At 28.4% G+C, this 23,613-nt stretch carries 40 protein-coding genes; 9 read left to right on the plus strand and 31 right to left on the minus strand.

Annotated elements, in window-relative coordinates:
• The 9 genes from B0175_RS11210 to B0175_RS00050 all read left to right on the plus strand — a co-directional run.
• The coding region (locus tag B0175_RS11210; protein WP_210004191.1) for a leucine-rich repeat domain-containing protein at nt 1-426 on the plus strand (426 nt) is incomplete at its 5' end.
• 181 nt (nt 427-607) lie between these two features.
• Nucleotides 608-856 (plus strand): hypothetical protein, encoded by a 249-nt coding sequence (locus B0175_RS00010; RefSeq protein ID WP_108526713.1) that lies wholly within the window; start codon nt 608-610, stop codon nt 854-856.
• A complete protein-coding gene (locus B0175_RS00015; protein WP_108526714.1) occupies nt 856-1,710 on the plus strand; it encodes a PD-(D/E)XK nuclease-like domain-containing protein in 855 nt (284 codons plus the stop codon). The genes B0175_RS00010 and B0175_RS00015 overlap by 1 nt, the downstream gene beginning before the upstream one ends.
• 10 nt (nt 1,711-1,720) lie before the next feature.
• Entirely contained in the window at nt 1,721-2,557 is an 837-nt protein-coding gene (locus B0175_RS00020) for a hypothetical protein (RefSeq protein WP_108526715.1), read from the plus strand.
• Nucleotides 2,558-2,979: 422 nt separating this feature from the next.
• Nucleotides 2,980-3,357: a hypothetical protein gene (locus B0175_RS00030; RefSeq protein WP_108526717.1), complete on the plus strand. Its 378-nt coding sequence runs from the start codon at nt 2,980-2,982 to the stop codon at nt 3,355-3,357.
• Between the two features lie 122 nt (nt 3,358-3,479).
• A complete protein-coding gene (locus B0175_RS00035; protein ID WP_108526718.1) occupies nt 3,480-3,665 on the plus strand; it encodes a hypothetical protein in 186 nt (61 codons plus the stop codon).
• On the plus strand, nt 3,650-3,916 hold the full coding sequence (locus B0175_RS00040) for a hypothetical protein (RefSeq protein WP_108526719.1): 267 nt from the start codon (nt 3,650-3,652) through the stop codon (nt 3,914-3,916). Before B0175_RS00035 ends, B0175_RS00040 begins: the two co-directional genes overlap by 16 nt.
• Nucleotides 3,903-4,196: a hypothetical protein gene (locus B0175_RS00045; protein ID WP_108526720.1), complete on the plus strand. Its 294-nt coding sequence runs from the start codon at nt 3,903-3,905 to the stop codon at nt 4,194-4,196. Before B0175_RS00040 ends, B0175_RS00045 begins: the two co-directional genes overlap by 14 nt.
• The gene (locus B0175_RS00050) at nt 4,193-5,239 is read left to right on the plus strand and encodes a tyrosine-type recombinase/integrase (protein ID WP_108526721.1); all 1,047 of its coding nucleotides are present in this window, start codon (nt 4,193-4,195) and stop codon (nt 5,237-5,239) included. The genes B0175_RS00045 and B0175_RS00050 overlap by 4 nt, the downstream gene beginning before the upstream one ends.
• Before the next feature lie 36 nt (nt 5,240-5,275).
• Here the strand turns inward: B0175_RS00050 and B0175_RS00055 are convergent, their stop codons facing one another.
• The 31 genes from B0175_RS00055 to ruvA form a co-directional block, all read right to left on the minus strand.
• The gene (locus B0175_RS00055) at nt 5,276-6,469 is read right to left on the minus strand and encodes a hypothetical protein (protein WP_108526722.1); all 1,194 of its coding nucleotides are present in this window, start codon (nt 6,467-6,469) and stop codon (nt 5,276-5,278) included.
• Nucleotides 6,466-7,134, minus strand: a complete 669-nt coding sequence (locus B0175_RS00060) for a uracil-DNA glycosylase (protein ID WP_108526723.1) — start codon at nt 7,132-7,134, stop codon at nt 6,466-6,468. Before B0175_RS00060 ends, B0175_RS00055 begins: the two co-directional genes overlap by 4 nt.
• A gap of 88 nt (nt 7,135-7,222) precedes the next feature.
• Entirely contained in the window at nt 7,223-7,441 is a 219-nt protein-coding gene (infA, locus tag B0175_RS00065; RefSeq protein ID WP_004510841.1) for a translation initiation factor IF-1, read from the minus strand.
• Between the two features lie 9 nt (nt 7,442-7,450).
• Nucleotides 7,451-8,215 carry a type I methionyl aminopeptidase gene (gene map, locus B0175_RS00070; protein WP_108526724.1) on the minus strand — a complete coding sequence of 255 codons (765 nt, stop codon included), beginning with the start codon at nt 8,213-8,215 and terminating at the stop codon, nt 7,451-7,453.
• Nucleotide 8,216: 1 nt separating this feature from the next.
• On the minus strand, nt 8,217-9,479 hold the full coding sequence (gene secY / locus B0175_RS00075) for a preprotein translocase subunit SecY (RefSeq protein ID WP_108526725.1): 1,263 nt from the start codon (nt 9,477-9,479) through the stop codon (nt 8,217-8,219).
• 2 nt (nt 9,480-9,481) lie between these two features.
• A complete protein-coding gene (rplO, locus tag B0175_RS00080) occupies nt 9,482-9,880 on the minus strand; it encodes a 50S ribosomal protein L15 (RefSeq protein ID WP_108526726.1) in 399 nt (132 codons plus the stop codon).
• Nucleotides 9,881-9,883: 3 nt separating this feature from the next.
• Nucleotides 9,884-10,324, minus strand: a complete 441-nt coding sequence (gene rpsE, locus B0175_RS00085; protein WP_014473702.1) for a 30S ribosomal protein S5 — start codon at nt 10,322-10,324, stop codon at nt 9,884-9,886.
• A 9-nt stretch (nt 10,325-10,333) separates the two neighbouring features.
• Complete coding sequence (gene rplR / locus B0175_RS00090; RefSeq protein WP_108526727.1) at nt 10,334-10,693, minus strand: 50S ribosomal protein L18; 360 nt, start codon at nt 10,691-10,693, stop codon at nt 10,334-10,336.
• Between the two features lie 9 nt (nt 10,694-10,702).
• Nucleotides 10,703-11,239 carry a 50S ribosomal protein L6 gene (gene rplF, locus B0175_RS00095; RefSeq protein ID WP_108526728.1) on the minus strand — a complete coding sequence of 179 codons (537 nt, stop codon included), beginning with the start codon at nt 11,237-11,239 and terminating at the stop codon, nt 10,703-10,705.
• Nucleotides 11,240-11,248: 9 nt separating this feature from the next.
• Nucleotides 11,249-11,647: a 30S ribosomal protein S8 gene (gene rpsH, locus B0175_RS00100; protein ID WP_004510834.1), complete on the minus strand. Its 399-nt coding sequence runs from the start codon at nt 11,645-11,647 to the stop codon at nt 11,249-11,251.
• A gap of 12 nt (nt 11,648-11,659) precedes the next feature.
• Entirely contained in the window at nt 11,660-11,845 is a 186-nt protein-coding gene (locus tag B0175_RS00105) for a type Z 30S ribosomal protein S14 (RefSeq protein WP_004510833.1), read from the minus strand.
• Nucleotides 11,845-12,393 carry a 50S ribosomal protein L5 gene (rplE, locus tag B0175_RS00110; RefSeq protein ID WP_046995195.1) on the minus strand — a complete coding sequence of 183 codons (549 nt, stop codon included), beginning with the start codon at nt 12,391-12,393 and terminating at the stop codon, nt 11,845-11,847. The genes B0175_RS00105 and rplE overlap by 1 nt, the downstream gene beginning before the upstream one ends.
• 1 nt (nt 12,394) lies before the next feature.
• Nucleotides 12,395-12,634 carry a 50S ribosomal protein L24 gene (gene rplX, locus B0175_RS00115; RefSeq protein ID WP_108526729.1) on the minus strand — a complete coding sequence of 80 codons (240 nt, stop codon included), beginning with the start codon at nt 12,632-12,634 and terminating at the stop codon, nt 12,395-12,397.
• The gene (gene rplN, locus B0175_RS00120) at nt 12,634-13,002 is read right to left on the minus strand and encodes a 50S ribosomal protein L14 (protein ID WP_004510830.1); all 369 of its coding nucleotides are present in this window, start codon (nt 13,000-13,002) and stop codon (nt 12,634-12,636) included. Before rplN ends, rplX begins: the two co-directional genes overlap by 1 nt.
• Nucleotides 13,002-13,253: a 30S ribosomal protein S17 gene (rpsQ, locus tag B0175_RS00125; RefSeq protein WP_004510829.1), complete on the minus strand. Its 252-nt coding sequence runs from the start codon at nt 13,251-13,253 to the stop codon at nt 13,002-13,004. Before rpsQ ends, rplN begins: the two co-directional genes overlap by 1 nt.
• A 10-nt stretch (nt 13,254-13,263) precedes the next feature.
• Nucleotides 13,264-13,455, minus strand: a complete 192-nt coding sequence (gene rpmC / locus B0175_RS00130) for a 50S ribosomal protein L29 (RefSeq protein ID WP_004510828.1) — start codon at nt 13,453-13,455, stop codon at nt 13,264-13,266.
• Nucleotides 13,442-13,867 carry a 50S ribosomal protein L16 gene (rplP, locus tag B0175_RS00135; RefSeq protein WP_004510827.1) on the minus strand — a complete coding sequence of 142 codons (426 nt, stop codon included), beginning with the start codon at nt 13,865-13,867 and terminating at the stop codon, nt 13,442-13,444. The genes rpmC and rplP overlap by 14 nt, the downstream gene beginning before the upstream one ends.
• A 2-nt stretch (nt 13,868-13,869) precedes the next feature.
• A complete protein-coding gene (gene rpsC / locus B0175_RS00140) occupies nt 13,870-14,574 on the minus strand; it encodes a 30S ribosomal protein S3 (protein ID WP_004510826.1) in 705 nt (234 codons plus the stop codon).
• Nucleotides 14,574-14,906 (minus strand): 50S ribosomal protein L22, encoded by a 333-nt coding sequence (gene rplV, locus B0175_RS00145; RefSeq protein ID WP_004510825.1) that lies wholly within the window; start codon nt 14,904-14,906, stop codon nt 14,574-14,576. The genes rpsC and rplV overlap by 1 nt, the downstream gene beginning before the upstream one ends.
• 2 nt (nt 14,907-14,908) lie before the next feature.
• Complete coding sequence (gene rpsS / locus B0175_RS00150; RefSeq protein WP_020847614.1) at nt 14,909-15,184, minus strand: 30S ribosomal protein S19; 276 nt, start codon at nt 15,182-15,184, stop codon at nt 14,909-14,911.
• 9 nt (nt 15,185-15,193) lie between these two features.
• On the minus strand, nt 15,194-16,021 hold the full coding sequence (gene rplB / locus B0175_RS00155) for a 50S ribosomal protein L2 (RefSeq protein WP_108526730.1): 828 nt from the start codon (nt 16,019-16,021) through the stop codon (nt 15,194-15,196).
• A gap of 10 nt (nt 16,022-16,031) precedes the next feature.
• Complete coding sequence (locus tag B0175_RS00160; RefSeq protein WP_108526731.1) at nt 16,032-16,313, minus strand: 50S ribosomal protein L23; 282 nt, start codon at nt 16,311-16,313, stop codon at nt 16,032-16,034.
• Nucleotide 16,314: 1 nt separating this feature from the next.
• Entirely contained in the window at nt 16,315-16,926 is a 612-nt protein-coding gene (rplD, locus tag B0175_RS00165) for a 50S ribosomal protein L4 (protein WP_004510821.1), read from the minus strand.
• Nucleotides 16,923-17,498, minus strand: a complete 576-nt coding sequence (gene rplC / locus B0175_RS00170) for a 50S ribosomal protein L3 (RefSeq protein ID WP_004510820.1) — start codon at nt 17,496-17,498, stop codon at nt 16,923-16,925. Before rplC ends, rplD begins: the two co-directional genes overlap by 4 nt.
• Nucleotides 17,499-17,516: 18 nt before the next feature.
• The gene (rpsJ, locus tag B0175_RS00175; protein WP_004510819.1) at nt 17,517-17,831 is read right to left on the minus strand and encodes a 30S ribosomal protein S10; all 315 of its coding nucleotides are present in this window, start codon (nt 17,829-17,831) and stop codon (nt 17,517-17,519) included.
• A gap of 206 nt (nt 17,832-18,037) precedes the next feature.
• Nucleotides 18,038-19,255 carry an ABC transporter permease gene (locus B0175_RS00180; RefSeq protein ID WP_108526732.1) on the minus strand — a complete coding sequence of 406 codons (1,218 nt, stop codon included), beginning with the start codon at nt 19,253-19,255 and terminating at the stop codon, nt 18,038-18,040.
• Between the two features lie 87 nt (nt 19,256-19,342).
• Entirely contained in the window at nt 19,343-19,831 is a 489-nt protein-coding gene (locus tag B0175_RS00185; RefSeq protein ID WP_108526733.1) for an HIT family protein, read from the minus strand.
• A gap of 10 nt (nt 19,832-19,841) precedes the next feature.
• Nucleotides 19,842-21,278, minus strand: coding sequence for a Mur ligase family protein (locus B0175_RS00190; protein WP_108526734.1), 1,437 nt, complete (start codon nt 21,276-21,278; stop codon nt 19,842-19,844).
• Nucleotides 21,265-21,984 (minus strand): alpha/beta fold hydrolase, encoded by a 720-nt coding sequence (locus B0175_RS00195; RefSeq protein ID WP_004510814.1) that lies wholly within the window; start codon nt 21,982-21,984, stop codon nt 21,265-21,267. The genes B0175_RS00190 and B0175_RS00195 overlap by 14 nt, the downstream gene beginning before the upstream one ends.
• Before the next feature lie 2 nt (nt 21,985-21,986).
• Nucleotides 21,987-23,030: a D-alanine--D-alanine ligase gene (locus B0175_RS00200; RefSeq protein ID WP_108526735.1), complete on the minus strand. Its 1,044-nt coding sequence runs from the start codon at nt 23,028-23,030 to the stop codon at nt 21,987-21,989.
• Nucleotides 23,031-23,048: 18 nt separating this feature from the next.
• On the minus strand, nt 23,049-23,606 hold the full coding sequence (gene ruvA / locus B0175_RS00205; protein ID WP_108526736.1) for a Holliday junction branch migration protein RuvA: 558 nt from the start codon (nt 23,604-23,606) through the stop codon (nt 23,049-23,051).
• Nucleotides 23,607-23,613 lie beyond the last annotated feature (7 nt).

Below are 23,613 nucleotides of genomic sequence, written 5' to 3' on the forward strand. Positions count from 1 at the left end.
GGAACTGGAATAACTGCTTTACCTGATAATTTATCTGTTGGTGGAAATTTATACCTTAGTGGAACTGGAATAACTGCTTTACCTGATAATTTATCTGTTGGTGGATATTTAGACCTTGAGGGAACTGGAATAACTACTTTACCTGATAATTTATCTGTTGGTGGAAGTTTAGACCTTAGAGGAACTGGAATAACTAACTATCCTTTAGTACATAATTGTGGTGTAGAAAGAAGAACTATTTATTTAGATTATAACGATAAAAATATTATTTGTTTAGGTTGTTTTAGAGGCACACAAGACCAAGCAATACAAGCAATAAGTGAAAAATATAAATACAACCATGATGAAAGAGATAAGTACATTCAAAATGTAAAAAATTGTTTTGATTTATGGGAAGAAATAAAAGGAGCAAAAGATGAAAATTAGAGTCTATCTTGATAGTGGTCGGTTTATGCTATTAAATATAACTAAGTTTGAAATGCTCAAAGATTTAGCAGATAAATATAATCGATGGGAGTATTGCTAATGGAAAATATATTAATTGGTGCAGTTATGTTGATTGTAGCCTATGGTTATATATTTTTTAGAACAGTAAGGAGTAAAAGAAATGAGTAAAAATGAAAGTCTTGATATTGACCTCTTAAAGAAAGAGGAACAAGAAAAATTTACAAAAGAAGATGAAGATAATCTTGATGAGTTTGTCGGAATGTTACAAGATGCTCTTCATTTTGGTAATAAAAATCTTGATGAAGAATTAGTGTATATCTCAATTGAAAAAGTATTTAAAGAATATTTTGATGGTGTAGATATAGAGATAAAAAGAAACTATATAAAAAGACTTTTAAAGGTTGAATAATGAGTAGTCCAAGAGATGTTATTGATGTTGAAATCCCCTCTTTTAAACCAAAAATCAAAGAGGGAATATTCTTTGATATGCCAAATAAAGAATATCACGAGATAGATGGATTAAGTTCTACACAATTTCAAGATTTAGATTTAAGTGTAGCTATTTATGACAATAGACATTTGTTCAAATATGATTGTGAAGCTTTTAAAATAGGAACTTTAAATCATACTGCTTTATTAGAACCACATTTATTAGATGAATATATTGAAACTACAACTAAAACATTAGAAAGTGTAGCAACAGAAAAAATCAAAAAAGATAATCCTAATAAAGAAGTTGTTCCACTTGGAAGTATAGCTTTAGCAAAAGAGAGAGCATATAAAGTTAATTTGGTTTATGGACCATATATTGAACAAAGTCTAAAAGAAGTTAGCTTTATTGTATTTGATGAAGCTTTAGGACTTTATAGAAAATGTAGGGCTGATATTTGGTTGCCAAAACTTGGATTAGTTTTAGATTATAAAACATCAAAAGAACATAGACCAGAGTTATTTAGAAGAAATAGTATAAGTCAATATAACTATGATATTCAAAGTGCTTGGTACATAGATACTATAAATATGGTGATTGATAAATTTAATTTGCCATATCCAAAAGTTAGAAATTTTGGTTGGATTGTAAGTCCAAATTATGAACCTTATAAACCTTTTGGTGGTATTGCAATGCCTGATATTGTAGAAAAAGGTCGAGCAAAATATACAGCTTTAGTTGATAAATATATTTCTGTTAAGTTTGAAAATGGAGAAGATGAACTTTTTAAAGCTTGGTTTACAGATGAATATTTAAGAAATATGAATAATTAAAAGGAAAAATATGAGTGCAAATGAATTAGTATCTTTAGAAAAAGAAGAAAAACTTTTAGAACTAGAAGTTAAAAGATTTGAGTTAGAACAAAGACGGGCAACTGCCTTAAGTAAAAGTGCATTTTTCCCAAATGCTTTAAAAAATGATGTTGCAAGTGCAGTTATTATTTATGACTTGGCAAATAGAATGAATATATCTGTTATGGAAGTTGCCCAAAGTATATTTATTATTTACAATAAGCCAAGCTTTGAAACTAAATTTTTAGTTGCAAGATTGAATGACAGTGGAAAAATAAAAGGTAGTTTAAGAACTGTTATAGGTGATGATAAAAAAAGTGCTTATTGTGAAGCAACTTGTAGTGTAACAAATGAAATATTAAAAGGTATGACTTATACTTTAGATATTGCAAAAGCAGAAGGATTAATTGATAAACAAGGTAGCAAATGGAAAACAATGCCTGAACTTATGCTTAGATATAGAGCACAATCAAATTTTATAAATGAGTTTTTTCCTGAAATAAAATTTGGTTGCAAAACTAAAGAAGAGATTGAAGATGTGGAAACATTAGATAATTCTAAAATGTCTAATGAAAATAAAATAAACATCAACGATATTAATGCTTTAGCACTTACTCCAAAAGAAGAAAACAAAGATATAACAGTTGATATTGCTCCTATCAATTCACAACCACCAAAAGAACTTTTAAGACAAGAGTTATTAAATCGTGGTGCAACAGATGAAGAAGCAGGAAAGTGGCTTTACAATAAATCAGATGATGTTTACTTACAATATCTAAATGACCCAGCAAGTATTGATAATATTTTGATTGATATGAAAGGGTTTTAATGGAATATGTTTATTGTTTAGGAATATTAGCAGGTAGTTTTTTTATTATAAGATCTGCAAAAGATAAAAAAATAGATTTAGGTGGCATTCTGTTAGTTGGAATTAGTTTGTATTTTTTATTTTAAAAAAGCAAAATATTAATTTTATTAACTATCGGGTGCATAAGCTAAGCCCGATATATTCCTTTAGATTTTAGTTGCTTAAATTAGCTTATATATCTAAAAAAATCTTAGTAGCTTTAGAGCCTTTAGATATTAGTTTAGCAAGATTTGTAAAGTATTCTTTAGCCGATTTGAATATCTTAATAATATCAATGTTAAACAACCAACCAAAAGCCCTTAATTGGGCTTTTTTTATTTTTATAAAGTTCACTAAGTGGATTTTTAGAGATAATTAAATCAAACAACAGAAAGAGAAATATAATGATTTATTCACAAAAGAAAAATTCTCAAGGCAAAAAAAAGGTAATAGTTAATAATAAGTTGCAGTGTAGCTACTGTAAATATTTGCTAGATATAAGTAATTTTCACAGAGATAAAAATTCTGCAACAGGCTATAAAAGCGATTGTAAAGTTTGTGCAAAAAGGCATAAAAGAGAAAAACTAAAGAAAGCTAATACATCTGGAATTGTAGGTATATTTTTAGAGAAATGTGCTTATAAAAGTTGTCAAAAAGATTTCACTACAAAAACTCCTACTAAAGCTTATTGCTCAGCGAAATGTAGAAAAAGAGATTGGTATGAAAAGAATGAACAGCATAAGTGGAAGACAAGATATAAAACAACAATAAGAGAGGGATAAAAAATGAAAGCAGTAATTGAACAACTTAACGATAAAAGTGGCTATATAGTTACTTGTATTGATGTAGAGAGTTTATAGTTAAAAATATTGATGAAGCGATTAAGAAAAAATAGGAGAAGAAAATGAAAACTTGTGAAAATTGTGGATGTAAAGTTTACGGTGGATATTGTGTTAATTGTAATGAGGAACATTTTATAGAAGAGCAATATATAGAGATGCATATGGAAGTACCAGAGTCTATTTATAATAAAAGCAGAAAAGACGATAAAGAAGCTCGTAAAAGGTTAAAAAAATGGACAGAAGCTTAAAAGCATTAGACTTATTAAAAGAGCAATACAATATCTTAAATAATGGCATAGATGGAATTTGGATTAATCCGAAAAAGTTAGATGAAGCAATTAAAGAGTTAGAAGATTTAGAAAATAGAAGTTGTAATAATTGTTTATATTTTTCTAATTCAGGACATGGTTTTGGTTTATGTAATAAAGGAGTTTCAAGCGATTTTAAAATAGGAACTTTTTATTGTAATAAATGGGAGGTTAAAAATGAGTGCAGTTAATTTTGATGTCCTGGACCTACTTCCTAAAATGTTTGAAAAAATGGAAGAAATGCAAACTGAATTAACCGAATTAAGACAGCAGCTAAAACCTAAATTTGATTTAACTAAAAGGGCAGGAGTAAAAGCATTTTTAGATATTTCAGATGGCACACTAAATAACATGATGAAAGATGGAAGATTTAAAGAAAATATACATTATACAAAACAAATTAAGGGTAAAAAGATTATGATTTCATTTGTAGAAAATGGAATTTTAGCCTATAAGAAAGGATTAAAATGACATTTTATAACCGTAACGGTATGCTATACGCACGAATTAATGGGAAAAGAGTATCAACTAAACTAGAATACTCAAAAGAAAATATAAAGCTTTTTAAAAGCTATGCAAAAAATGAAGAGTTCTTTAAAAAATTTGATGTTATGAAGAAGATACCAACTGTGGTAGATTTGTGTAAAGAAGTTCTCGAAGATAAAAAAGATACACTAAAAAGAACTTCTTATACAAATTACTTATCTATGTTGAACAGTAGAATTATACCTTTTTTTAATAAAAGAAAAGTAACTGAAATTAAGCCTTTGGATATTTTAGAATTCTATAAAACATTTACAGATAGAAGTGCATTGGTAATTTGTGAAGCTATTTTAAGACCATCATTTGAAAAAGCTGTTTTAGGTGAAATTATAAATCAAACACCTATGAGAATAAGTAAACCAAAGTTTAAAGATACTGGATATGAAATAAATCCATTTACTAAAGATGAATTACAAAAGATACTAGACTATAATGATGATAGATTATGTAATTTTATAGCCATTTCTTGTTTTACTGGATTGAGAACTGGTGAAATGTTAGGATTAAGATGGTGTGATGTTGATTTAAATAATATGACTATTTCAGTAAAACAACAATTTACTAGATGCTTTTTACAAACTCCAAAAACTAAAAAATCAATGAGTACAATTGAGTTACCTATTGAAGCTTTACCATTCTTTGAAAGACAAAGATATAAAACTGGTTTAAGAGAATATGTTTTTTATTCACCAAAAAATAAAGAACCATGGAAGAGTAGTTATTACATAAATACATTATTCAAAGAAATGCTTAGAAAGTTAGATATTCCAGAAAGAACAATATATCAAACTAGACATACATTTGCTTCAATTAGATTAACTATGGGTGAAAAGTTGGAATGGGTATCATATATGATGAGACATGAGAATACTAGTATAACATTAAAAAAATATTTTAAATACATAAAAGAACTAGATGTAAAAAGAGTAGATTTAAATTTCGATTTGACACAAAAACGACACACTTGCTAAGTGTAAGCCGATTTTATAGTATTGCTTGATTAATTTCTACTTAATTTCTAAAAAACCTACATCCGTGCTTTTAAATAATCTTGGAGTATAAACTGCTTGATTATTCTCTATTTTTGTTGGAATTAAAGATGAATTACCATTAGAAAACAGGTAGTTTATTCCAACTAAAGTTGAATAATCAACCCACTCAAAAGTTATATTTCCACCCATTGTTGCTATTTCATCTTTTAATTTTGAGTCAACATCACCAATAGAATTTGCGATAACAAGATTTTGTCTATCTCTTTCTTGAGTTAATATCATAAGCATTGGATCAAATAAAATTTGAGTTGCTAAAATAGTGCTTGGGCTAATATCATAAACTGTCATTTGAGATAAAATCAAAGAACTTTTAACTAAATCTGTATTTAAAAAAAGTGATGAATTTCTCAATCTTGAATCATTTACTATATTTTTAAAATTTGTTTCATTATTTTTAATCTCTTTTCTTAAAGTAGAATATCCAACAATAAAATCATAACTATTCTTTAATTTAGTTCCTAAGTATGTTTCTTGATAAAATGTAGTGTTTTTTCCATTTGAATAATAACTTAATTTTTTAAGTTGATCATCATAAGAGATAGAACCAAAAATTAAACTATCATTATTTTCTAAACTATCTTTTTTTTCAATCAATGGCAAATAAACTTTAAAATCATCTGTAACAATTTTATTTAAATTATTTAAAGCATTTGGAGTAAATAAAGCTATAACATCCGTAACTCCTTCTTCTTTTAACTTAGAAAAAGCATTATTTATATTCTCATAACTCTCATTTTTACTATCAACTATAACTAAATTATAGTTTGCTTGTTTATATGATAAATATCCAGAAATTGTATTTAAAGAACTTTTTGCATATTTTGAAACTAAAGTTGAAGGATAAACAAAAGCTAATTTAACATTAGCTTTTGCTTCATCAATATTTATATTAATACTTTGTTGTGCAACTACTTCTTCATCAGCTTGAGGTTGTACTGTATTCATACTTCCATTATTGTTATTATCAATAACTTCTTCTTTAATTATAGAATCATTTGAAATAAATTCTTCAACAACAGTTGTTTTATCTTCTTTAACTTTCGTAGGAACACTTTTATTTTGATTTGGCATTTTTAATTGCACAACTTGCTTTTGGTTACAACCTAAAAAAACAAATACAACAAATAATAAAGTCAATAATTGTCTCAATTTAACTCCTCCATAAAACTCTTAATTTTTAACATATCATAATAAGCATCTTTTTTTGAAGAAGGATTTCTCAATAAAAATGTTGGCGAATATGTTGCTATCAATGTAATTGAATTAAAACTCAGCATTTTGCCTCTAATTTGAAAAAAATTATCACCATTTTTCATCAAATGTGAATAAGTTTTTTCACCTAAACAAACTATTAATTTTGGTTTTATTAACTCAATTTGTTTAAGTAAATAATCATTACAGGTATCTAAGCTTAAATTTGTAACTCCATTTAAACTTTTACATTTCACCAAAGTAGTTATATAAACACCTTCTTTTTTAATATTTAATACATTTTCAATCATTTTAGATAATAATTCACCACTATTTCCAACATAAAAAGTTCCTAATTCATCTTCACTTTTTGTTGGTTCATCACAAACAAACATAATTTTTGAATTTTTATTTCCATATCCAAAAAGAACATTTTTACGAACCTTACAAAGTTCACATAAATAACAGTGCTTTACACTATTTTCTAACTCATTTATGTCATTTGGTAATTTAAAATTTTTTATCTCTTTAGAAAAAATTTCAAAGGTTTCGTGATAATTAAATCCAAATGATTTTAAATTATATAAATATCTTAAAACTTGATTCTTAACTGATTTTGTCATATGTGATTCTACAAAAATATTACTTTAGTACAATTTATGTAGTTTAGAAGATTAAATAAGGAGTAAATCCTTATTTAAATTTTAGATACTATTTGTATCTATGAGTAATTCTACCTTTATCTAATGAATAAGGTGTAATTTCTACTTTTACAGTATCGTTAGGTAAAATTTTAATGTAGTGCATTCTCATTTTTCCTGAGATATGACATAAAACTACATGTCCATTATCTAACTCTACTCGAAACATTGCATTAGGCAAAGCTTCTATTACTTTACCATCAACTACGATTACATCATCTTTTGCCACATTTTCCCCTTAATTTTCCGAATTACTTAAAATAACAGCTCTACCATCAATAACAGCAACTGTATGTTCATAATGACTACCTCTTAAACCATCAGCTGAGACAACATCCCAACCATTTTTTAGAATAACAGGATTTCTGTCTTTACAACAAATCATTGGTTCTATACAAAATACCATTCCATTTTTAATTTTTGGTCCAGATTTTGTATCTCCATTTTCTAAATAATTTGGAATTTCTGGCTCTTCATGTGGTTTTTTACCAATACCATGACCACAAAATCTAACTAGTGGTTGATATCCTCGAGCAACAATAAAGTCTTCGATTTTTTTAGATAACTCTTTAAATCTCATGCCTTCTCTTATAATATCAATTGCATAATATAAAGAGTCTTTCGAACAAGCAATTAAAGCTTCATCTTCTTTTGAAATTTTACCAATTGGCATAGTAATAGCACTATCACCATACCAACCATCAACCTCTGTACCAATATCAAGCCCAAGTATATCACCTTCTTTCAAGATAACATCACTTGGTATTCCGTGTATTATAACTTCATTTAAAGAAGTACAAATAGCATTAGGAAAACCATATAAACCTTTAAATGCAGGTCTTGCACCTAAATCTCTTATAAATTTTTCTCCTATTGCATCAACTTCTTTTAAAGTCATTCCTGCTTTTACATTATCTCTTAAATAATTCAAAGTTTTTGCAACAGCAATATTTGCTACACGAAGTTTTTCAATCTCATTTGGTTTTCTCAATGGAATTGCCATTTTAAAGTCCAACTGCACTTAATGTTTGATATTTATTCATATATTGTTGTGCTTCTATTTTTCTCATAGTATCAATTGCAACTTGAACAACGATTAAAACAGAAACTCCTCCAAAATAGAAAGGAACTCCCATAGCTTTTACTATAAGCCAAGGTAAAGTCGAAATTAGTCCCATATAGATTGCACCCCAAAAAGTTAATCTACCTGCAACTTCATTTAAAAAATCTGCTGTACTTGCTCCTGGTCTAACACCTGGAATAAATCCACCTTGTTTTTTTAAATTCTCTGAAATATCTTTTGCATTAAATGTTATTGAAGCATAGAAAAATGCAAAGAAAACAACAAATAAAAACATAAATATATTAAATGTATATGAATTTGGATTAAGATAGTCTGCAATCATAACTAAGTATTTATTTTGACTTCCTTGTAAAACTGTTGCAGGGAACATCAAAATAGCACTTGCAAAAATTGCAGGAATTACTCCACTTAAATTTACTTTAATAGGAATATAATTCATAACTCTTCTTTTTTGATTCTGCATCATAACTTTTCTAGAATATGAAACAGGAACTCTTCTCTCACCTAATTCAACATAAATAATAGCTCCAACTGTTGCTAAAATAACAACTAAAATTCCGATTACTGTTAAGAAGTTCATTTGACCATTATTAACTAAGTCAACTGTACCACCAATAGCACTAGGAATTGCTGAAACGATACCAGCAAAGATAATTAATGAAATACCATTTCCTATACCTTTTTGAGTGATTTGTTCACCAATCCACATTAAAAGCATAGTTCCAGTTAACATTGAAATTGCAGAAACTGCAATAAAAGTATTCATATCAATAGAAATTGCACCTTGTCCACCTTGTCCAGTTAATGAATTAAGACCAACAGAAACACCAATTGATTGAATTAATGTAATTACTATAGTTGTATATCTGATGATTTGCATATATTTTTGCATACCATCTCTTTCTTTTTTCATTTTACCAAGTGTTGGGAAAGTTGCTGCTAGAAGTTCCATAATAATAGAAGCAGTAATGTAAGGCATAATTCCTAGTGAAATAATACTTAGTCTTGAAACTGCATTTCCACTAAACATATTTACAAGACCTAATGCATTATGTGCATTTGAGTCAAAAAATTCTTTAACTACATCTATATTAACTCCAGGTACTGGCACGTATGCCAGTAATCTGTAAAGAAAAATAAAGCCTAATGTAATAAGAATCTTATTTATTAGATCTTTACTCATAATTATTTTCCAGTAGTTGTAACGTTTTCGTCTTTAATCTTAGCTACTAAATTTTTTGCAGTTGTTCCAATTAATTTAACTTTTTCAACAGATTTAGATAATTTATACACAGATTTAATTGAATCTAATGTAATTTCATCTAAAGTTGAAATTTGAGTTATTCTATCAACATTAATTGAATAAGGTTTTACTGTTCTTGAAGTAAATCCGATTTTTGGAAGTCTTCTAGCTAATGGCTGTTGACCACCTTCAAATCCTCTTTTTACATTATAACCAGATCTTGCTTTTTGACCTTTGTTACCTTTTCCAGCAGTTTTACCTGTACCGCTTCCTTGACCTCTACCAATTCTTTTTACATTTTTTGTGCTACCAGGAGCTGGTTGTAAGTTTTCTAATACCATATCTTATCCTTTTATCTTAGCTAATGCTTCAACAGTAGCTTGTACAAGGTTGTTAGGATTATTTGAACCTAAAGATTTCGCAATAATATCTTTAACACCTGAAAGCTCAAGAACAGGTCTTGCAGCTCCTCCAGCGATTAGCCCAGTACCCTCAGATGCTGGTTTTAATAAGATTTTACTTGCATTATATTTATGCTCAATATCATGTGCTATTGTAGTTCCTTTAATAGAAACAGTAACTAAGCTTTTAAATGCATCATCTAACGCTTTTTTAATTGCATCAGGAACCTCTTTTGCTTTACCTGTTCCAAATCCTACTGTACCGTTTTTATCACCAACAACAACTAAAGCTGTAAATCTGAATCTTCTTCCACCTTTTACAACTTTTGTTACTCTACCGATCTTAACGATTGCTTCTTGAAAGTCTTCTCTATTTACTGCCATCATTAACCCTTATAATTTAATACCATTTGCTCTTAATCCGTCAGCAAATGCTGCTACAACACCATGATAAAGATAACCGTTTCTATCATAAACTACTGATTCAATACCAGCAGATTTTAGATTTTCAGCAAGTTGTGCTGCAACTTTTCCAGCATTTTCTTTATTTACATTTAAACCCATAGTTTTAGAGCTAACTGCTGTTAAAGTTACACCTTCAACATCATTAATAGCTTGTGCACTAACGTATTTGTTAGATTTAAAAATTGATACTCTTGGTTTTTCAGCAGTACCAAAGATGTTACTTCTAACTCTTTTTTTTCTTTTGATTCTTAAAGCAACTTTTTTTGCTAAATCTTTTTCTCTACTCATAGTTACACCTTACTTCTTAGAAGTTTTTCCGGCTTTTCTGATGATTTTTTCATCAGTATACTTAACACCTTTACCTTTGTAAGGTTCTGGTTTTCTAAAGCCTCTAATAATTGCAGCAGCCTGACCAACTTGTTGTTTGTCCGCACCTTTTACACTAACTATATTTTTTTCAACAGTAATTTCTAATCCTTTTGGGATTTCATAGTTGATTGGGTGTGAGTAACCTAATGCTAACTCTAAAACATCACCTTTTAATGTTGCTCTATACCCAACTCCGTTGATTTCTAAAGATTTAGTGAATCCTTCATGTAAACCATTAATTGCATTTGCAGTTAAAGCTCTATAAGTTCCCCAAAATGCAGAAGACTCTTTTGTATCACCATTTCTAGTTAATACAACTTGTCCATTTGCAATTTCAATACCAACTCTTCCATGAGTTTCAACAGTAGAAACGTTGTTTCCTTTTTTTACACTAATTAGTGTTCCATTTACTGTTACTTCAATTCCTGCTGGAATTGTGATAGGTTTTTTACCAATTCTTGACATTACACTCTCCTACCATACAGTACAAAGTACTTCACCACCAACATTAGCTGCATATGCTTCATCATTAGCAATAACACCTTTGTTAGTTGAAACGATAATAGTACCGTACCCATTTTTAAAGTTTTTAATTTCAGAAGCACTTTTATAAACTCTTCTTCCTGGTTTAGAAACTCTTGTTATTTCATTAATTACTGATTTCTCATTATCATCATATTTTAATTCAACTTGAATTGTTTTTTTATTGTTTTGACCGTCAATAACTTTGAATCCAGCAATATACTCTTTTTGTAATAAAACGTTTAAAACACCTACTACAGTATTTGAGTGTAATAATGTTGCAACTTCTAATCTTCTCATTGCAGCATTTCTAATTCTAGTTAAAGCATCTGCGATTATATCATTCATCATAGCTTATATCTCCTACCAACTAGCTTTTCTAACACCAGGTAATAAACCTTCGTTAGCCATTTTTCTTAAACAAACTCTACATAAACCAAAATCTCTGTAAACAGAGTGAGGTCTTCCACAAACAGAACATCTTGTGTATGCTCTTACAGCAAACTTAGGTGTTCTTTGTTGTTTAGCGATCATAGATTTCTTTGCCATTACGCTCTTCCTTTTGTAAATGGAATTCCTACTAATTCTAATAATCTGTATGCTTCAGCATCATTAGTTGCACTAGTAGCAATTGAAATATTCATACCGTGTGTTTTAATGATGTTATCATAAACTACTTCAGGGAACATTAATTGCTCATCTAGTCCAAAGTTAAAGTTTCCTCTACCATCAAATCCATTTTTATTAAGACCTCTAAAGTCTTTAACTCTTGGTAATGCAACATTGCATAGTTTATCTAAGAAATGATACATTTGTTCACCTCTTAAAGTAACTTTAACACCTACAGGCATACCTTCTCTTACTTTAAATCCAGCTACTGATTTTTTAGCAATAACTTTAACCGCTTTTTGACCAGCAATTAAAGAGATTGTATCTTCAATATTTTGAATTAATTTAGAATCTTTCATAGCTTCACCAGCACCAACAGAGATAACAACTTTCTCTACTTTTGCTGTTAAAGTTTTGTTTTTTGGAAATTCAGTTTCTAAAACTGGTTTAATTTCTGATTTATATTTTTCAAATAATCTTGATGCCATATTAGTTACCCTCTACTTTTGCTACATTTGAAATATCAATTGGCATTTCTTTGTTTACAAACCCACCTTCTGGATTTTTTTCTTGATCAGGTTTAACTGTTTTTTTAGCAACTTTGCAATCTTTTACAATTACTTTTTTTTCTTTTGGTAATACTTTTAAAACTTCTCCAGTTTTACCTTTATCATCACCAGCGATGATTTTTACAGTATCACCTTTTTTAATTTTTAATTTAATTGCCATTATAATACCTCCGGTGCAAGTGAAACGATTTTCATGAAACCTGAATATCTTACTTCCCTAGCAACTGGTCCAAAAATTCTTGTTCCAACTGGTTCTCTTTTTGCATCAAGAATAACAGCTGCATTATCATCAAATCTAATTAATGAACCATTTTCTCTTTGAACTTCTTTATGAGTTCTAACAACAACAGCTTTTACAACTTGACCTTTTTTAATTTTTCCAGTTGGTAGAGCTTTTTTAACTGAAGCAACAATTACATCACCAACAGTTGCGTATCTTCTTTTAGAACCACCTAAAACTTTGATACACATAATCTCTTTAGCACCTGTGTTGTCAGCTACATTTAATCTTGTAAAACTTTGAATCATTATTTAACTCCTGTAGCAACTATCGTCTTTAATCTAAAAGATTTAGTTTTTGACAATGGTCTACACTCAATAGCGATAACACTATCACCAACATTTAACTCATTTTTTTCATCGTGAATTAAATATTTTTTAAATCTTTTTACTGTTTTGTGATATTTTGGGTGTAAAACAGATCTTGTAACTAATACAGAAGCAGTTTTATCACCTGATCTTTTTACCACTACACCTTGAATCTCTCTTTTATGTGTCATACTTAGATCCTTAGTTAGCTTTTACAGCAGTTAAAGCTGTTTGAATTTTTGCAATATCTTTTTTTGTTGCTCTTAATTCAGAAGTGTTTGTTAACTGCATAGTTTTTAGCTTAGCTTTTAATTCAAAAAGAAGCACCTTTTTCTCTTTTAATAATACTTGTAATTCATTCAAGTTTTTGTCTTTTAAATCAGTATAGTTCATTTTCGCTATCTCTTGTTACAATTTTAGTTTTGAATGGTAATTTGTGCATAGCTAAAGCTAAAGCTTCTCTTGCTAATTCTTCACCAACACCTGCCATCTCAAAACAAATTCTTCCAGGCTTAATGTTCATAACCCATTTATCAACGCTACCTTTACCTTTACCCATTCTTGTTTCTAATGGTTTAGCAGTAAGTGGTTTGTCTGGGAATACCATAATCCAAACTTTAGCTTGTCTTTTTACTTTTCTTGTCATAGCAATTCTTGACGCTTCAATTTGTCTTGAATCGATTCTTCCATGCTCAACAGCTTTAATTCCGAAATCTCCGTACGCTAAAGAGTTACCTCTATGAGCCATACCTCTATTTCGTCCTTTCATCATTTTTCTAAATTTAGTTCTTTTAGGCATTAACATAATTATTTACCTCTTTTCTTTGCTGGTCTTCTTTTTGGTTTAGAAGTTGTTTCTTCAGCTTTTTCAGTAGGAATACCTTTTGCTAATACTTCACCTTTAAAAATCCAAACTTTAATACCAATACAACCATAAGTTGTATGAGCTTCAGCAAAACCATAATCAATTCTTGCTCTTAAAGTATGTAATGGAACTCTTCCTTCTAAATACCACTCAGTTCTTGCCATTTCAGCACCACCAAGTCTTCCAGAAACAGATACTTTAATACCTTTTGCTCCACCTTTTAATGCATTTTGCATAACTCTTTTCATAGCTCTTCTGAATGCAACTCTTCTTTCTAATTGTTGAGCAACATTTTCAGCAGATAATTGAGCAGAAATTTGTGGTTTTCTTTCTTCTTTGATGTTAACAGCGATTTCTTTACCAACTAATTTTGAAAGTGCATCTTTAAGTTTTTCAACATCTGCACCTTTTTTACCGATAATAATACCAGGTCTAGCAGCAACAACTGTAACTCTTACTTTTTTAGCAGTTCTTTCAACAACAGTTTGAGCAATTCCAGCGTAGTATAACTCTTTTTTTACATACTTTCTGATTTTGTCATCTTCTGCAACGTTTGCAGGCATAGTTTCAAATTTAGGAAACCATCTTGATTCCCAGTTTCTATTAATACCTAATCTTAGTCCAATTGGATTAACTTTTTGACCCATTATTTGTCTCCTTTAGTTGCAGCAGCTACTTCAATCATAATATGTGCAGTTGGTTTATGCTTTGGTGAAGCTGAACCTCTTGCTCTTGGAGTAAATCTTTTTAGAACTGGACCTTTATCAACTCTAGCTGATGTAATAACTGCATCAACTGGATCTAAACCTGCATTTGCAACAGCAGATGCTATAACTTTAGAGATAATTCCAGCAGCTTTATTTGGAGTGAATTGTAAAGATGCAATAGCATACTCTGCATTCATTCCTTGAACTTCTCTTGCAATAAGTCTTGCTTTAATAGGAGAAACTCTAATAAATTTTAATATTGCTTTAGCCATTCTTATGCCTTTCTTTGAACAGAACCTTTATGGCCCTTAAATGTTCTAGTTGGTGCAAACTCACCTAATTTATATCCAACATGGTTCTCTGTAATTAATACAGGAACAAAGTTTCTTCCATTGTGCACATTAAAAGTTATTCCAATCATATCTGGTAATACAGTTGATCTTCTTGACCAAGTTTTAATTGGTTTTTTATCATTAGTACTATTTGCACTAAGAACTTTTTTCATTAGGTGTGCGTCTACAAATGGTCCTTTTTTTATCGATCTTGCCATCTTAAACCCTTACTTCTTTCTTTTTGAAATGATTAGTTTGTCACTAGCTTTTTTCTTTCTAGTTTTATAACCTTTAGTTGGCATACCCCATGGAGTAACAGGATGTCTACCAGAGTTAGTTTTACCTTCCCCTCCACCGTGTGGGTGATCTATAGGGTTCATTGCAGATCCTCTTGTTTGAGGTCTAATACCAAGGTGTCTACTTCTACCAGCTTTACCAACAACCATATTTGTATAATCTTCATTTCCAACTACACCAACTGTAGCCATACAAACACCAAGAATTTTTCTCATTTCACCAGAAGGTAATCTTAAGATAACATATTTGTCTTCTCTACCCATAATTTGAGCATATCCACCAGCAGCTCTAGCAATTTGAGCACCTTTTCCTGGTTTTAATTCAATATTATGAACCATAGTTCCAACAGGAATATTACTTAATTGCATTGCATTTCCAGGTAAAATATCTAATCCTGATTCAGCAGCTTGAACTTTATCACCAATTTTTAATCCAGAAGGTTGAATAATATATCTTTTATCACCATCTAAATATGAAACTAAACAAATTCTGCAGTTTCTATATGGATCATATTCAACAGTTGCTACTGTACCTTCAATACCGAATTTATTTCTTTTAAAATCAATAATTCTGTATAATTTTTTAGCACCTGCTTCTTTGTGTCTTGATGTAATTCTACCGTTATTATTTCTACCAGCTGCTGCTTTTACTCTTACAAGTAAAGATCTAACTGTTGGTTTTGAAGTAATATCAGAAGTATCCATTACAGACATAAATCTTCTTGCAGGAGTTATTGGTCTAAATTTTTTAATTGCCATTTTTTACTCCTTAAGCTGATAGGTTCGCAATAGCTGCGCCCTCTGGTAATGTTACATAGAATTTCTTGAAATCAGCTCTTTTACCAATTTTCCCTCTAAATCTTTTAACTTTACCATCTTGTCTTAAAGAATTAACTTTTGAAGGTGTTACTCCAAAATACTCTTTAAATACTTCTTTTAAACCGCTTTTAGTCATTCTTGGACTAGTTTGAACAACGATTACACCATTTTCTTGAAGCTCAATTGTTTTTTCTGTATATAATATTGCTTTAATATCTGTAATATCTGCCATCTTAAGCCTCTTTTGTTAATGCATCAAGTACTGATTTTTCAATTAGTACTGAGTGGTAAACAGCAATTAAATAAGCGTTAACTTCTTGCTTTTCAACCATATAACAGTTTTTAATATTTCTAAATGCTAAATAAGTTTTTTCATCAATAACATCACATACTATTAATGTATCTCTCTTATTTATTTTACTTAAAACTGCAACTGCTTCTTTTGTTTTACCTGATTCAATTTTTAATGAATCAACAACAAATAACGAACCATTATTAGCTTGTGCATTTAAAGCATATTTTAATGCTAAAGCTTTTTGTTTTTTATTTACTTTTTGGTTATAGTTTCTTTTTGTAGGACCAAATGCTTGTCCTCCACCAACAAATAATGGTGATCTTTTTGAACCCCATCTAGCTGCTCCAGAACCTTTTTGTGCTTTAGGTTTTTTACCACCACCACTTACTTCTGCTCTAGTTTTAGCTCTTGCAGTGTTTGCTCTTAATGAAGCTAAATATGATTTTACATATAAATATAAGTTGTGAGAGTTAATCTCTTCATAACTTGCTGGTAAAACTACTTCACCATTATTTTCAAATTTTTCATTTAATACTATAGCTTTGCTCATTTAGCAACCTTTATTTTTCCTAATGAACCATTTGCACCAGATACTGAACCTTTTAAAACTAAAATTCCTGTTTCAGCATCAAATGAAATAATTTCATTTTTTACAGATACATTTGTATTTCCGTATTGCCCTGGCATTTTTTTACCTGGCTGAACTCTTCCTGGCCATTCGCAGTTACCGATTGAACCAGTTCTTTTACCCATTCTGTGACCATGAGATGCTCTACCACCAGCAAAATTCCATCTTTTAACAGCACCAGAGAAACCTCTACCTTTTGTTTTAAAAGTTGATTTTACTACTTTAGCTTCACCTAATCCAGAAACATCTAAATCACCAGCTTCAGCATTTGCTACAGTAATTGTTGCAAATCTATTAAACTCTTTAGATAAGTTGAATTTTTTTTGTTGACCTTCAATAGCTTTGTTAAATTTTTTACCATTGCTATAAGAAACTAGTGCTACACCTTCAGTTACTTCACATACTTTTGTATCAAGAACTCTTAAAAGTGTAACAGCTGTACTTGGAACAGAAACTGTTCTACTCATACCGATTTTTTGAACTATAAATTCCATCTTGTATTACCCTTTCTTTTATTCTTGACCCATTGATCTAACTTCAACATCAACTTCAGGAGCTAAGTCAAGTTTCATTAATGAATCTACTGTTTCAGGAGTTGCAACTATGATATCAATAATTCTTGAATGAACTCTGATTTCAAATTGTTCTCTTGAATCTTTATTTACGTGAGGACCTTTAATAACTGTGTATCTTCTGATTTTTGTTGGAAGAGGGATTGGACCTCTTAAATCAGCACCAGTTCTTTTTACGGCTTCAACAATTGAAGCAACACTTCTGTCTAAAACTCTATGATCATAAGCTTTAAGCTTTAATCTGATTTTTTCCATTTAATTTCCTTTAAAGAACTCGTTAGATGTGTAAAATTACACCCTAACCACATTTAGTGGACGCGGATTATAACTTAATTTGAGTTAAATGTCAAGTATTATGGGAGTTTGATTGAAAATATAATAAATTTATTTCCTTATAAAAAGGAACAATATATAAAATAGTAGCTAAAAAAGATATATTTTAAGTTTCATTAAAGAGCAATTTACTCTTTAATGTTATTTCCACAATTCATGCAAAAATCTAATACACTTATGGTCTGCTTATTACATATTTTACATTCAATTTTTAACTGATTTTTACAACAAGGACAATAATTCATAAAAATATAATCAACTTTATTTCCACAAATATTACAAATGTTTTTATTATAAGAATCATACATTGATATTTTGTTATTTTTTAATTTTTCATTTTCTTCTTTAAATCTTTTTTGTATTCTAATTATAATAAAAATAAATAATAAGATTGCAATTGCTATAGCAAAATAATAGACAATAAAAGGCACTTCTAAGTTATAAAAAAACATCAAAAGTTTTTCTAAAAATATCTTTGGAATAAATATATTTATCAAACTAAAAATAGAAATTAAAGTTGGTATCATAGTAACAACTAAAATGTTTTTATATATGATGTATAAAACATATTTATCTTTTTTTAAATAGTTTTTCATTAGATAAAAGAAGATTAAAACTAAAGGGATTAAAAATAATAAAATTACAAACTCATATTTAATTGAATAATATTTTTCAACTTTTTTAATATCATTTAATACTGAAGTTTTGTTTGAATTTATGTAAGAACTTAAATCATTTACTAAATTTTCTTCTTTAAATTTATTAGATAAATCATCTTTTTCTTTAATTATTTTTTCTAATTCTAATGATAGATTTTCATATTTTTCTTTGATATTTTGAGCTGTTAAATTACCTTCAACAATAGATTTATCTACTTCTTGATTACTGATTTTTTCAAATAATAAAGTATTATAATTTTCTTTTAAATATGATATTTGATTATTTAATTCATAAGATTTATTTGATAACTCATCGTTTTTCTTTTTTAAACTTTTAATATCTATATTCTTTTTAATTGAATTTATTTTTTCAAATATTAAGCTACATCTACTATCTAATTCCAAATCTTTAATATTTTGATACTTCGAATTATAATTTTGAGCATTGTAAATATAGTTGTTAAAGTCATCTACATTTAAATTGTAAGTAAAAATATCTCTACAATCGTATGGGAATTTTGTCATTGGATTATTTAAAACTCTTGTTTGAAAATCTATTCCTTTATCAAGAATAAATAAAACTAAAATATTTAAAATAATTAAAGACAAAATAGTAAGTTTTGAGAGTTTTTCTTTTCCTTTATAAACAAAATTGTTTGAAAAGAAATTCTTAATTTGATTTTTCAAAATAGTTCCTAATAAATTTTCTTATTATTTTACTATTTTTTCCTTATTTTATACTCGATAAATTTTTATATAAAATTTTAAAAAGATTTATACAAAATATTTAGAAGCGTTATCTTTTAGTTTTTTAAATATTTCATCAAAAGAAGCAGGATAAACTCTAGTTCCACCAATCGTACTTATAAAATTTGTATCACCAATCCATCTTGGTAAAATATGATAATGAACGTGTTGTTCTATTCCAGCACCTGCTGCACGTCCAAGATTCATTCCAATATTACAACCTTCACAAGGCATAACTTCTTTTAAAAGCTTAACAGCCTGTCTTACTCTAATACTTACTTTTAACCAAACATTTTCATCCAAATCTTCGATATTACAAGTATGAAAATAAGGAATAACCATAATATGACCTGGACTATACGGATATTTATTCATAACAACATAACAATATTCATCACTAAATATTACTTGTAGTTTTTCATCCTTTAAGTTTTTTCCAATATGACAAAAAACACAACCTTCTATTTTATCTTCGCTTACATATTCATATCGCCAAGGTGCATAAAGGTGTTCCATTTAAAAAACCTTATATAAAATTTGGTGCATCGTTTGCAAATAAAATTAAATCACCAGTTCTTGTGAGTTCTGCTAAAACTTCTTGCATTTTTGATTTATCTTTTAAAATATAGACTTTATTTTCATTTATATTTGTTTTTAAAAGTTGAGTATTTAAACTTCCAGTCAAAATAACATAATCAAAATTTTCATCTATTGCTTTTGCTAAAAGTATATTTGCTTCGTCAGTTGATTCTACAAGCCCAGGAGTTATGATAACTTTTCTACCTTCATAACTTGAACAGATATTTACAGCTTCAAGCATTCCTTCAAGATTTCCATTAAAAGAGTCATCTACGATAATTTTTCCGTTTGCTTCTATTTTTTGCAACCTATGTTCAACTTGAGGTAAAGTTGTAAGTGCTGCTTTTATCTCTAAAATATCCATTCCTAGATAATGTGCAACTAAAATAACAGCTGTTAAATTTATAGCATTAAAACTTCCTAAAATTGGTGCATAAAAATGTTCAATATTTCCACTAACTTCAACATCAAACCAAATACCATCTAAATTACTTTTTACTATATGTAAACTATTTGGGAATTTTGTGATATTTTGACTATTTGAAATTGGAACTGATTCATGTACAAATCCCATTTTCATATTTGGAGATTTTAAAATCTCCATTTTTGTATTTATGATATTTTCTAAAGTTTTAAAATACTCAATATGTTGTTCTCCTACACTTCCAATAACACAAATTTGAGGTTCTAAAAACATAGTTATTTCTTCAATATCACCTTTTACTCTAGCCCCTGCTTCTGCTATATAAATTTGAGTATCAGCTGGTAAATCTTTATTTACATCAAGAACTATTCCTGCAATAGTATTTACACTTCTTGGTGTTTTATAAACTTTATATTTATTTTTCAAAATATGATAAAGATAATTTTTAATTGAAGTTTTACCAAAAGATGCAGTGATTTCTACTATTTTTAAATCTTTTATACTTTTTACTCTTTTTTTACCTTTGTGCTTAAAAGAGATAAAAAACAGTTTTTCTAATAGTGTAGAAAAAATATAAGCCAAAAGTAATGGAGTAAAAATAAATAAATTTGTACAATTTGGATTAGATAAACAAAGAGAAATTATAGCAAATGCACTCAACAATAAAATCACTAAAAATCTTTTAACTCTTGAAGTTAAAACTAATCCACGATCTAATTTTTTATTCCATAAAACAAAACTTGTCAAAAATACTAGAAAAAAATAAATAGTAAAATAAGGCTCAGGAATGATATAAAATAAAACAATAGGAGAAAGAAAGTATGTGATATGCCATTGCCATTTATGATGTTTAAAGATAACTCTATCTAATTTATAATTGTACCATTGTAGATTAGTTATCAAATACCAACCTAAACTCATTATTAAAACAATGTGTGTGATTATATTAATATATTCCATTTTCTATTCTTTCACAAATATTTTTTGCTTTTTTTATAAAAAAGTAATGATCCCCTTCAAAAGCTTCAAAAGTAGATTTTTTTATCAAATTTGCTATTTTTTGTCCAGATTCTAAAGAAGTTGCTTTATCATCTTTCCCCCAAAAAATAAAAGCCTTATTTGAAAAATCTGAAAAATGAGAAGAAAAATCTTCATTTACAACATTTTTAAAAGTTGCATACATATTTTCACTCATTTTATCTACATCTTTACTTCTAAATCTTTTTGTTATATTTTTTAAACCTAAAAAATTTAAAACTTTTGCAAAAAAGATTTTTAGTTTCACATCAAAAGGTTTTTCCTCTAAAATTCCAGCACTGCTTAAAAGTACAAGATTTTGTGGATTAAGTAAAGTTGCTACTTTTCCACCATAAGAGTGTCCTGCTATAAACTCTTTAGAAGAGTGAAGAAGTTTTAAAAATTCTGAAGTTATATTTACATAATCATTTGTAGTTAAAACATATTCATTTGGACTTTTTCCAAAACCTGGTAAATCAATATAAATATGTCTAAAATCTTTTAGATATCTAGAAAATGCACTTTTCATAATATCTTTATTTGAACCCCAGCCATGAAGAAAGATTATATCCTTTGTTGCACTTGGATTTATAATCTCGTAAGAAATATCAAAAATTTTATTATCAATAACTATATTTTTGATTGCCAAAGTTATTTTCCTTTAGCTGAATGAATTTTATTTACATACTCGTAAGTTATTGGAATATGTTTTTTTCTAGGAAGATTTTTTGCTACTTGATCAAATAAAGATTGAAAATCTTCAAATAAATAGTTTGCCATAGATCCAGGAATTGAGTTGATTTCATTTAAATAAATCTCATCATTAATCACAAAAAAATCACATCTTATGATTGAACCTTCAAACAGTGTATTATAAAGTCTTTTAAATGACTCTTTTATTTCGTTATTTAGCTTCTCACCTAAATCAACCTCTTTTGCTTTTGATGTTCTTGAAAAGTCTAAATATTTTTTATCAAAATCTAAAAATTCAGCTTTTTGTGGCTCTTCAATAATTGAAAATTTAAACTCTCCATTTACTTTTGTTCCAGCTAAGTTATACTCTTTTACTCCACTAATAAAAGGTTCAATTATAATTGCATCATCAAATTCAAAAGCAACATCTAAAGCATATTGAAGTTCTTCTTGAGATTTAACTATTGCTACACCAATTGAACTTCCCAGTTTTACAGGTTTTAAAATAACAGGGAAACTATCTACTTCAATTTTGTCATCTTTTGTAAAATATTTGTAATCTAAAGTATTAACATTAACGCTTTTTGCATAACCTTTTGTCAAAAATTTGTTTGAACTAACAACACAAGCTTCTGTTCTTGGAGCAATAAAAGGAATAGAATAAAAATCTAAAACAGAAGATAAAATACCATCTTCTCCATCTCCACCATGAGAAAGATTTAAAACAACATCAAAATCTATATTTTTATCTTTTGAAAAAACTCCACCTTTTTTATAAAAACCACCTTTTTGAAAATAAACTTTATCAAATTTTTTGTATTCACCACTGCTAAAAAGTTTTGATTTTATAATATTTGTCGGAATATGATACATCTGTCTTGAAGAGTCTAAAAATAAATAGATTAATTCATCTTTTTTTAAAACATCTTTTAATGCAATTGAACTTACTATCGAAATTTCATGTTCAAAACTTATTCCACCAAAAACTACTGCTACTTTCATTAATAAACCTTTTTTATACTATTTTTGTAATTTTTTTAATGCTTCTTTTACTAAATCACTTGTATTTGAGCTAACACAAGTTTTTAATACACTTGATACTAAATCTTTTTTAAATCCTAAAGATTCTAAAGCTAAGGCAGCTTCTAAAGCTGAAGATGAACCACCTGTTTCATCATTTGAATCAATAATAAATCCAGATAATTCTACTAAAATTCTACTAGCACCTTTAGGTCCAATTCCTGGAACTCTTTTGAGCATAGAAACGTCATTTGAACTTACTATTTGTGCAAATGATGTTGGTGTAAAAGTAGAACAAATTGCAAGTGCAACTTTAGGTCCAACACCATTTATTTTGATAACTGTATCGAAAAGTTTTTTTTCATTTGAATCCAAAAAGCCATATAAACTTTGAGCATCTTCTCTTATGATATGCGTTATTTCTAAGTTTACATCATCTGAAACAATCTTTGAACTACAGTTTAATGAAACAAAAACCTCATAAATAACTCCATTTACATTTACATTTAACAGTGTTGGCTCTTTTTTTGTTATTTTTCCTATAAGTCCTACTATCATAAACTAT

The sequence above is a fragment of the Arcobacter lacus genome, assembly GCF_003063295.1.
In the GTDB taxonomy this organism is placed as follows: domain Bacteria; phylum Campylobacterota; class Campylobacteria; order Campylobacterales; family Arcobacteraceae; genus Aliarcobacter; species Aliarcobacter lacus.

What these genes read in the sequence shown, in the direction of transcription:
- B0175_RS00010 (WP_108526713.1), top strand. Translation starts at nt 608, where the DNA reads ATGAGTAAAAATGAAAGTCTTGATATTGACCTCTTAAAGAAAGAGGAA.
- B0175_RS00015 (WP_108526714.1), top strand. Translation starts at nt 856, where the DNA reads ATGAGTAGTCCAAGAGATGTTATTGATGTTGAAATCCCCTCTTTTAAA.
- B0175_RS00020 (WP_108526715.1), top strand. Translation starts at nt 1,721, where the DNA reads ATGAGTGCAAATGAATTAGTATCTTTAGAAAAAGAAGAAAAACTTTTA.
- B0175_RS00030 (WP_108526717.1), top strand. Translation starts at nt 2,980, where the DNA reads ATGATTTATTCACAAAAGAAAAATTCTCAAGGCAAAAAAAAGGTAATA.
- B0175_RS00035 (WP_108526718.1), top strand. Translation starts at nt 3,480, where the DNA reads ATGAAAACTTGTGAAAATTGTGGATGTAAAGTTTACGGTGGATATTGT.
- B0175_RS00040 (WP_108526719.1), top strand. Translation starts at nt 3,650, where the DNA reads ATGGACAGAAGCTTAAAAGCATTAGACTTATTAAAAGAGCAATACAAT.
- B0175_RS00045 (WP_108526720.1), top strand. Translation starts at nt 3,903, where the DNA reads ATGAGTGCAGTTAATTTTGATGTCCTGGACCTACTTCCTAAAATGTTT.
- B0175_RS00050 (WP_108526721.1), top strand. Translation starts at nt 4,193, where the DNA reads ATGACATTTTATAACCGTAACGGTATGCTATACGCACGAATTAATGGG.
- B0175_RS00060 (WP_108526723.1), bottom strand. Translation starts at nt 7,134, where the DNA reads ATGACAAAATCAGTTAAGAATCAAGTTTTAAGATATTTATATAATTTA.
- map (WP_108526724.1), bottom strand. Translation starts at nt 8,215, where the DNA reads ATGGCAATTCCATTGAGAAAACCAAATGAGATTGAAAAACTTCGTGTA.
- secY (WP_108526725.1), bottom strand. Translation starts at nt 9,479, where the DNA reads ATGAGTAAAGATCTAATAAATAAGATTCTTATTACATTAGGCTTTATT.
- rplO (WP_108526726.1), bottom strand. Translation starts at nt 9,880, where the DNA reads ATGGTATTAGAAAACTTACAACCAGCTCCTGGTAGCACAAAAAATGTA.
- rpsE (WP_014473702.1), bottom strand. Translation starts at nt 10,324, where the DNA reads ATGGCAGTAAATAGAGAAGACTTTCAAGAAGCAATCGTTAAGATCGGT.
- rplR (WP_108526727.1), bottom strand. Translation starts at nt 10,693, where the DNA reads ATGAGTAGAGAAAAAGATTTAGCAAAAAAAGTTGCTTTAAGAATCAAA.
- rplF (WP_108526728.1), bottom strand. Translation starts at nt 11,239, where the DNA reads ATGTCAAGAATTGGTAAAAAACCTATCACAATTCCAGCAGGAATTGAA.
- rpsH (WP_004510834.1), bottom strand. Translation starts at nt 11,647, where the DNA reads ATGATGAATGATATAATCGCAGATGCTTTAACTAGAATTAGAAATGCT.
- B0175_RS00105 (WP_004510833.1), bottom strand. Translation starts at nt 11,845, where the DNA reads ATGGCAAAGAAATCTATGATCGCTAAACAACAAAGAACACCTAAGTTT.
- rplE (WP_046995195.1), bottom strand. Translation starts at nt 12,393, where the DNA reads ATGGCATCAAGATTATTTGAAAAATATAAATCAGAAATTAAACCAGTT.
- rplX (WP_108526729.1), bottom strand. Translation starts at nt 12,634, where the DNA reads ATGGCAATTAAATTAAAAATTAAAAAAGGTGATACTGTAAAAATCATC.
- rplN (WP_004510830.1), bottom strand. Translation starts at nt 13,002, where the DNA reads ATGATTCAAAGTTTTACAAGATTAAATGTAGCTGACAACACAGGTGCT.
- rpsQ (WP_004510829.1), bottom strand. Translation starts at nt 13,253, where the DNA reads ATGACACATAAAAGAGAGATTCAAGGTGTAGTGGTAAAAAGATCAGGT.
- rpmC (WP_004510828.1), bottom strand. Translation starts at nt 13,455, where the DNA reads ATGAACTATACTGATTTAAAAGACAAAAACTTGAATGAATTACAAGTA.
- rplP (WP_004510827.1), bottom strand. Translation starts at nt 13,867, where the DNA reads ATGTTAATGCCTAAAAGAACTAAATTTAGAAAAATGATGAAAGGACGA.
- rpsC (WP_004510826.1), bottom strand. Translation starts at nt 14,574, where the DNA reads ATGGGTCAAAAAGTTAATCCAATTGGACTAAGATTAGGTATTAATAGA.
- rplV (WP_004510825.1), bottom strand. Translation starts at nt 14,906, where the DNA reads ATGGCTAAAGCAATATTAAAATTTATTAGAGTTTCTCCTATTAAAGCA.
- rpsS (WP_020847614.1), bottom strand. Translation starts at nt 15,184, where the DNA reads ATGGCAAGATCGATAAAAAAAGGACCATTTGTAGACGCACACCTAATG.
- rplB (WP_108526730.1), bottom strand. Translation starts at nt 16,021, where the DNA reads ATGGCAATTAAAAAATTTAGACCAATAACTCCTGCAAGAAGATTTATG.
- B0175_RS00160 (WP_108526731.1), bottom strand. Translation starts at nt 16,313, where the DNA reads ATGGCAGATATTACAGATATTAAAGCAATATTATATACAGAAAAAACA.
- rplD (WP_004510821.1), bottom strand. Translation starts at nt 16,926, where the DNA reads ATGAGCAAAGCTATAGTATTAAATGAAAAATTTGAAAATAATGGTGAA.
- rplC (WP_004510820.1), bottom strand. Translation starts at nt 17,498, where the DNA reads ATGGAATTTATAGTTCAAAAAATCGGTATGAGTAGAACAGTTTCTGTT.
- rpsJ (WP_004510819.1), bottom strand. Translation starts at nt 17,831, where the DNA reads ATGGAAAAAATCAGATTAAAGCTTAAAGCTTATGATCATAGAGTTTTA.
- B0175_RS00185 (WP_108526733.1), bottom strand. Translation starts at nt 19,831, where the DNA reads ATGGAACACCTTTATGCACCTTGGCGATATGAATATGTAAGCGAAGAT.
- B0175_RS00190 (WP_108526734.1), bottom strand. Translation starts at nt 21,278, where the DNA reads ATGGAATATATTAATATAATCACACACATTGTTTTAATAATGAGTTTA.
- B0175_RS00200 (WP_108526735.1), bottom strand. Translation starts at nt 23,030, where the DNA reads ATGAAAGTAGCAGTAGTTTTTGGTGGAATAAGTTTTGAACATGAAATT.
- ruvA (WP_108526736.1), bottom strand. Translation starts at nt 23,606, where the DNA reads ATGATAGTAGGACTTATAGGAAAAATAACAAAAAAAGAGCCAACACTG.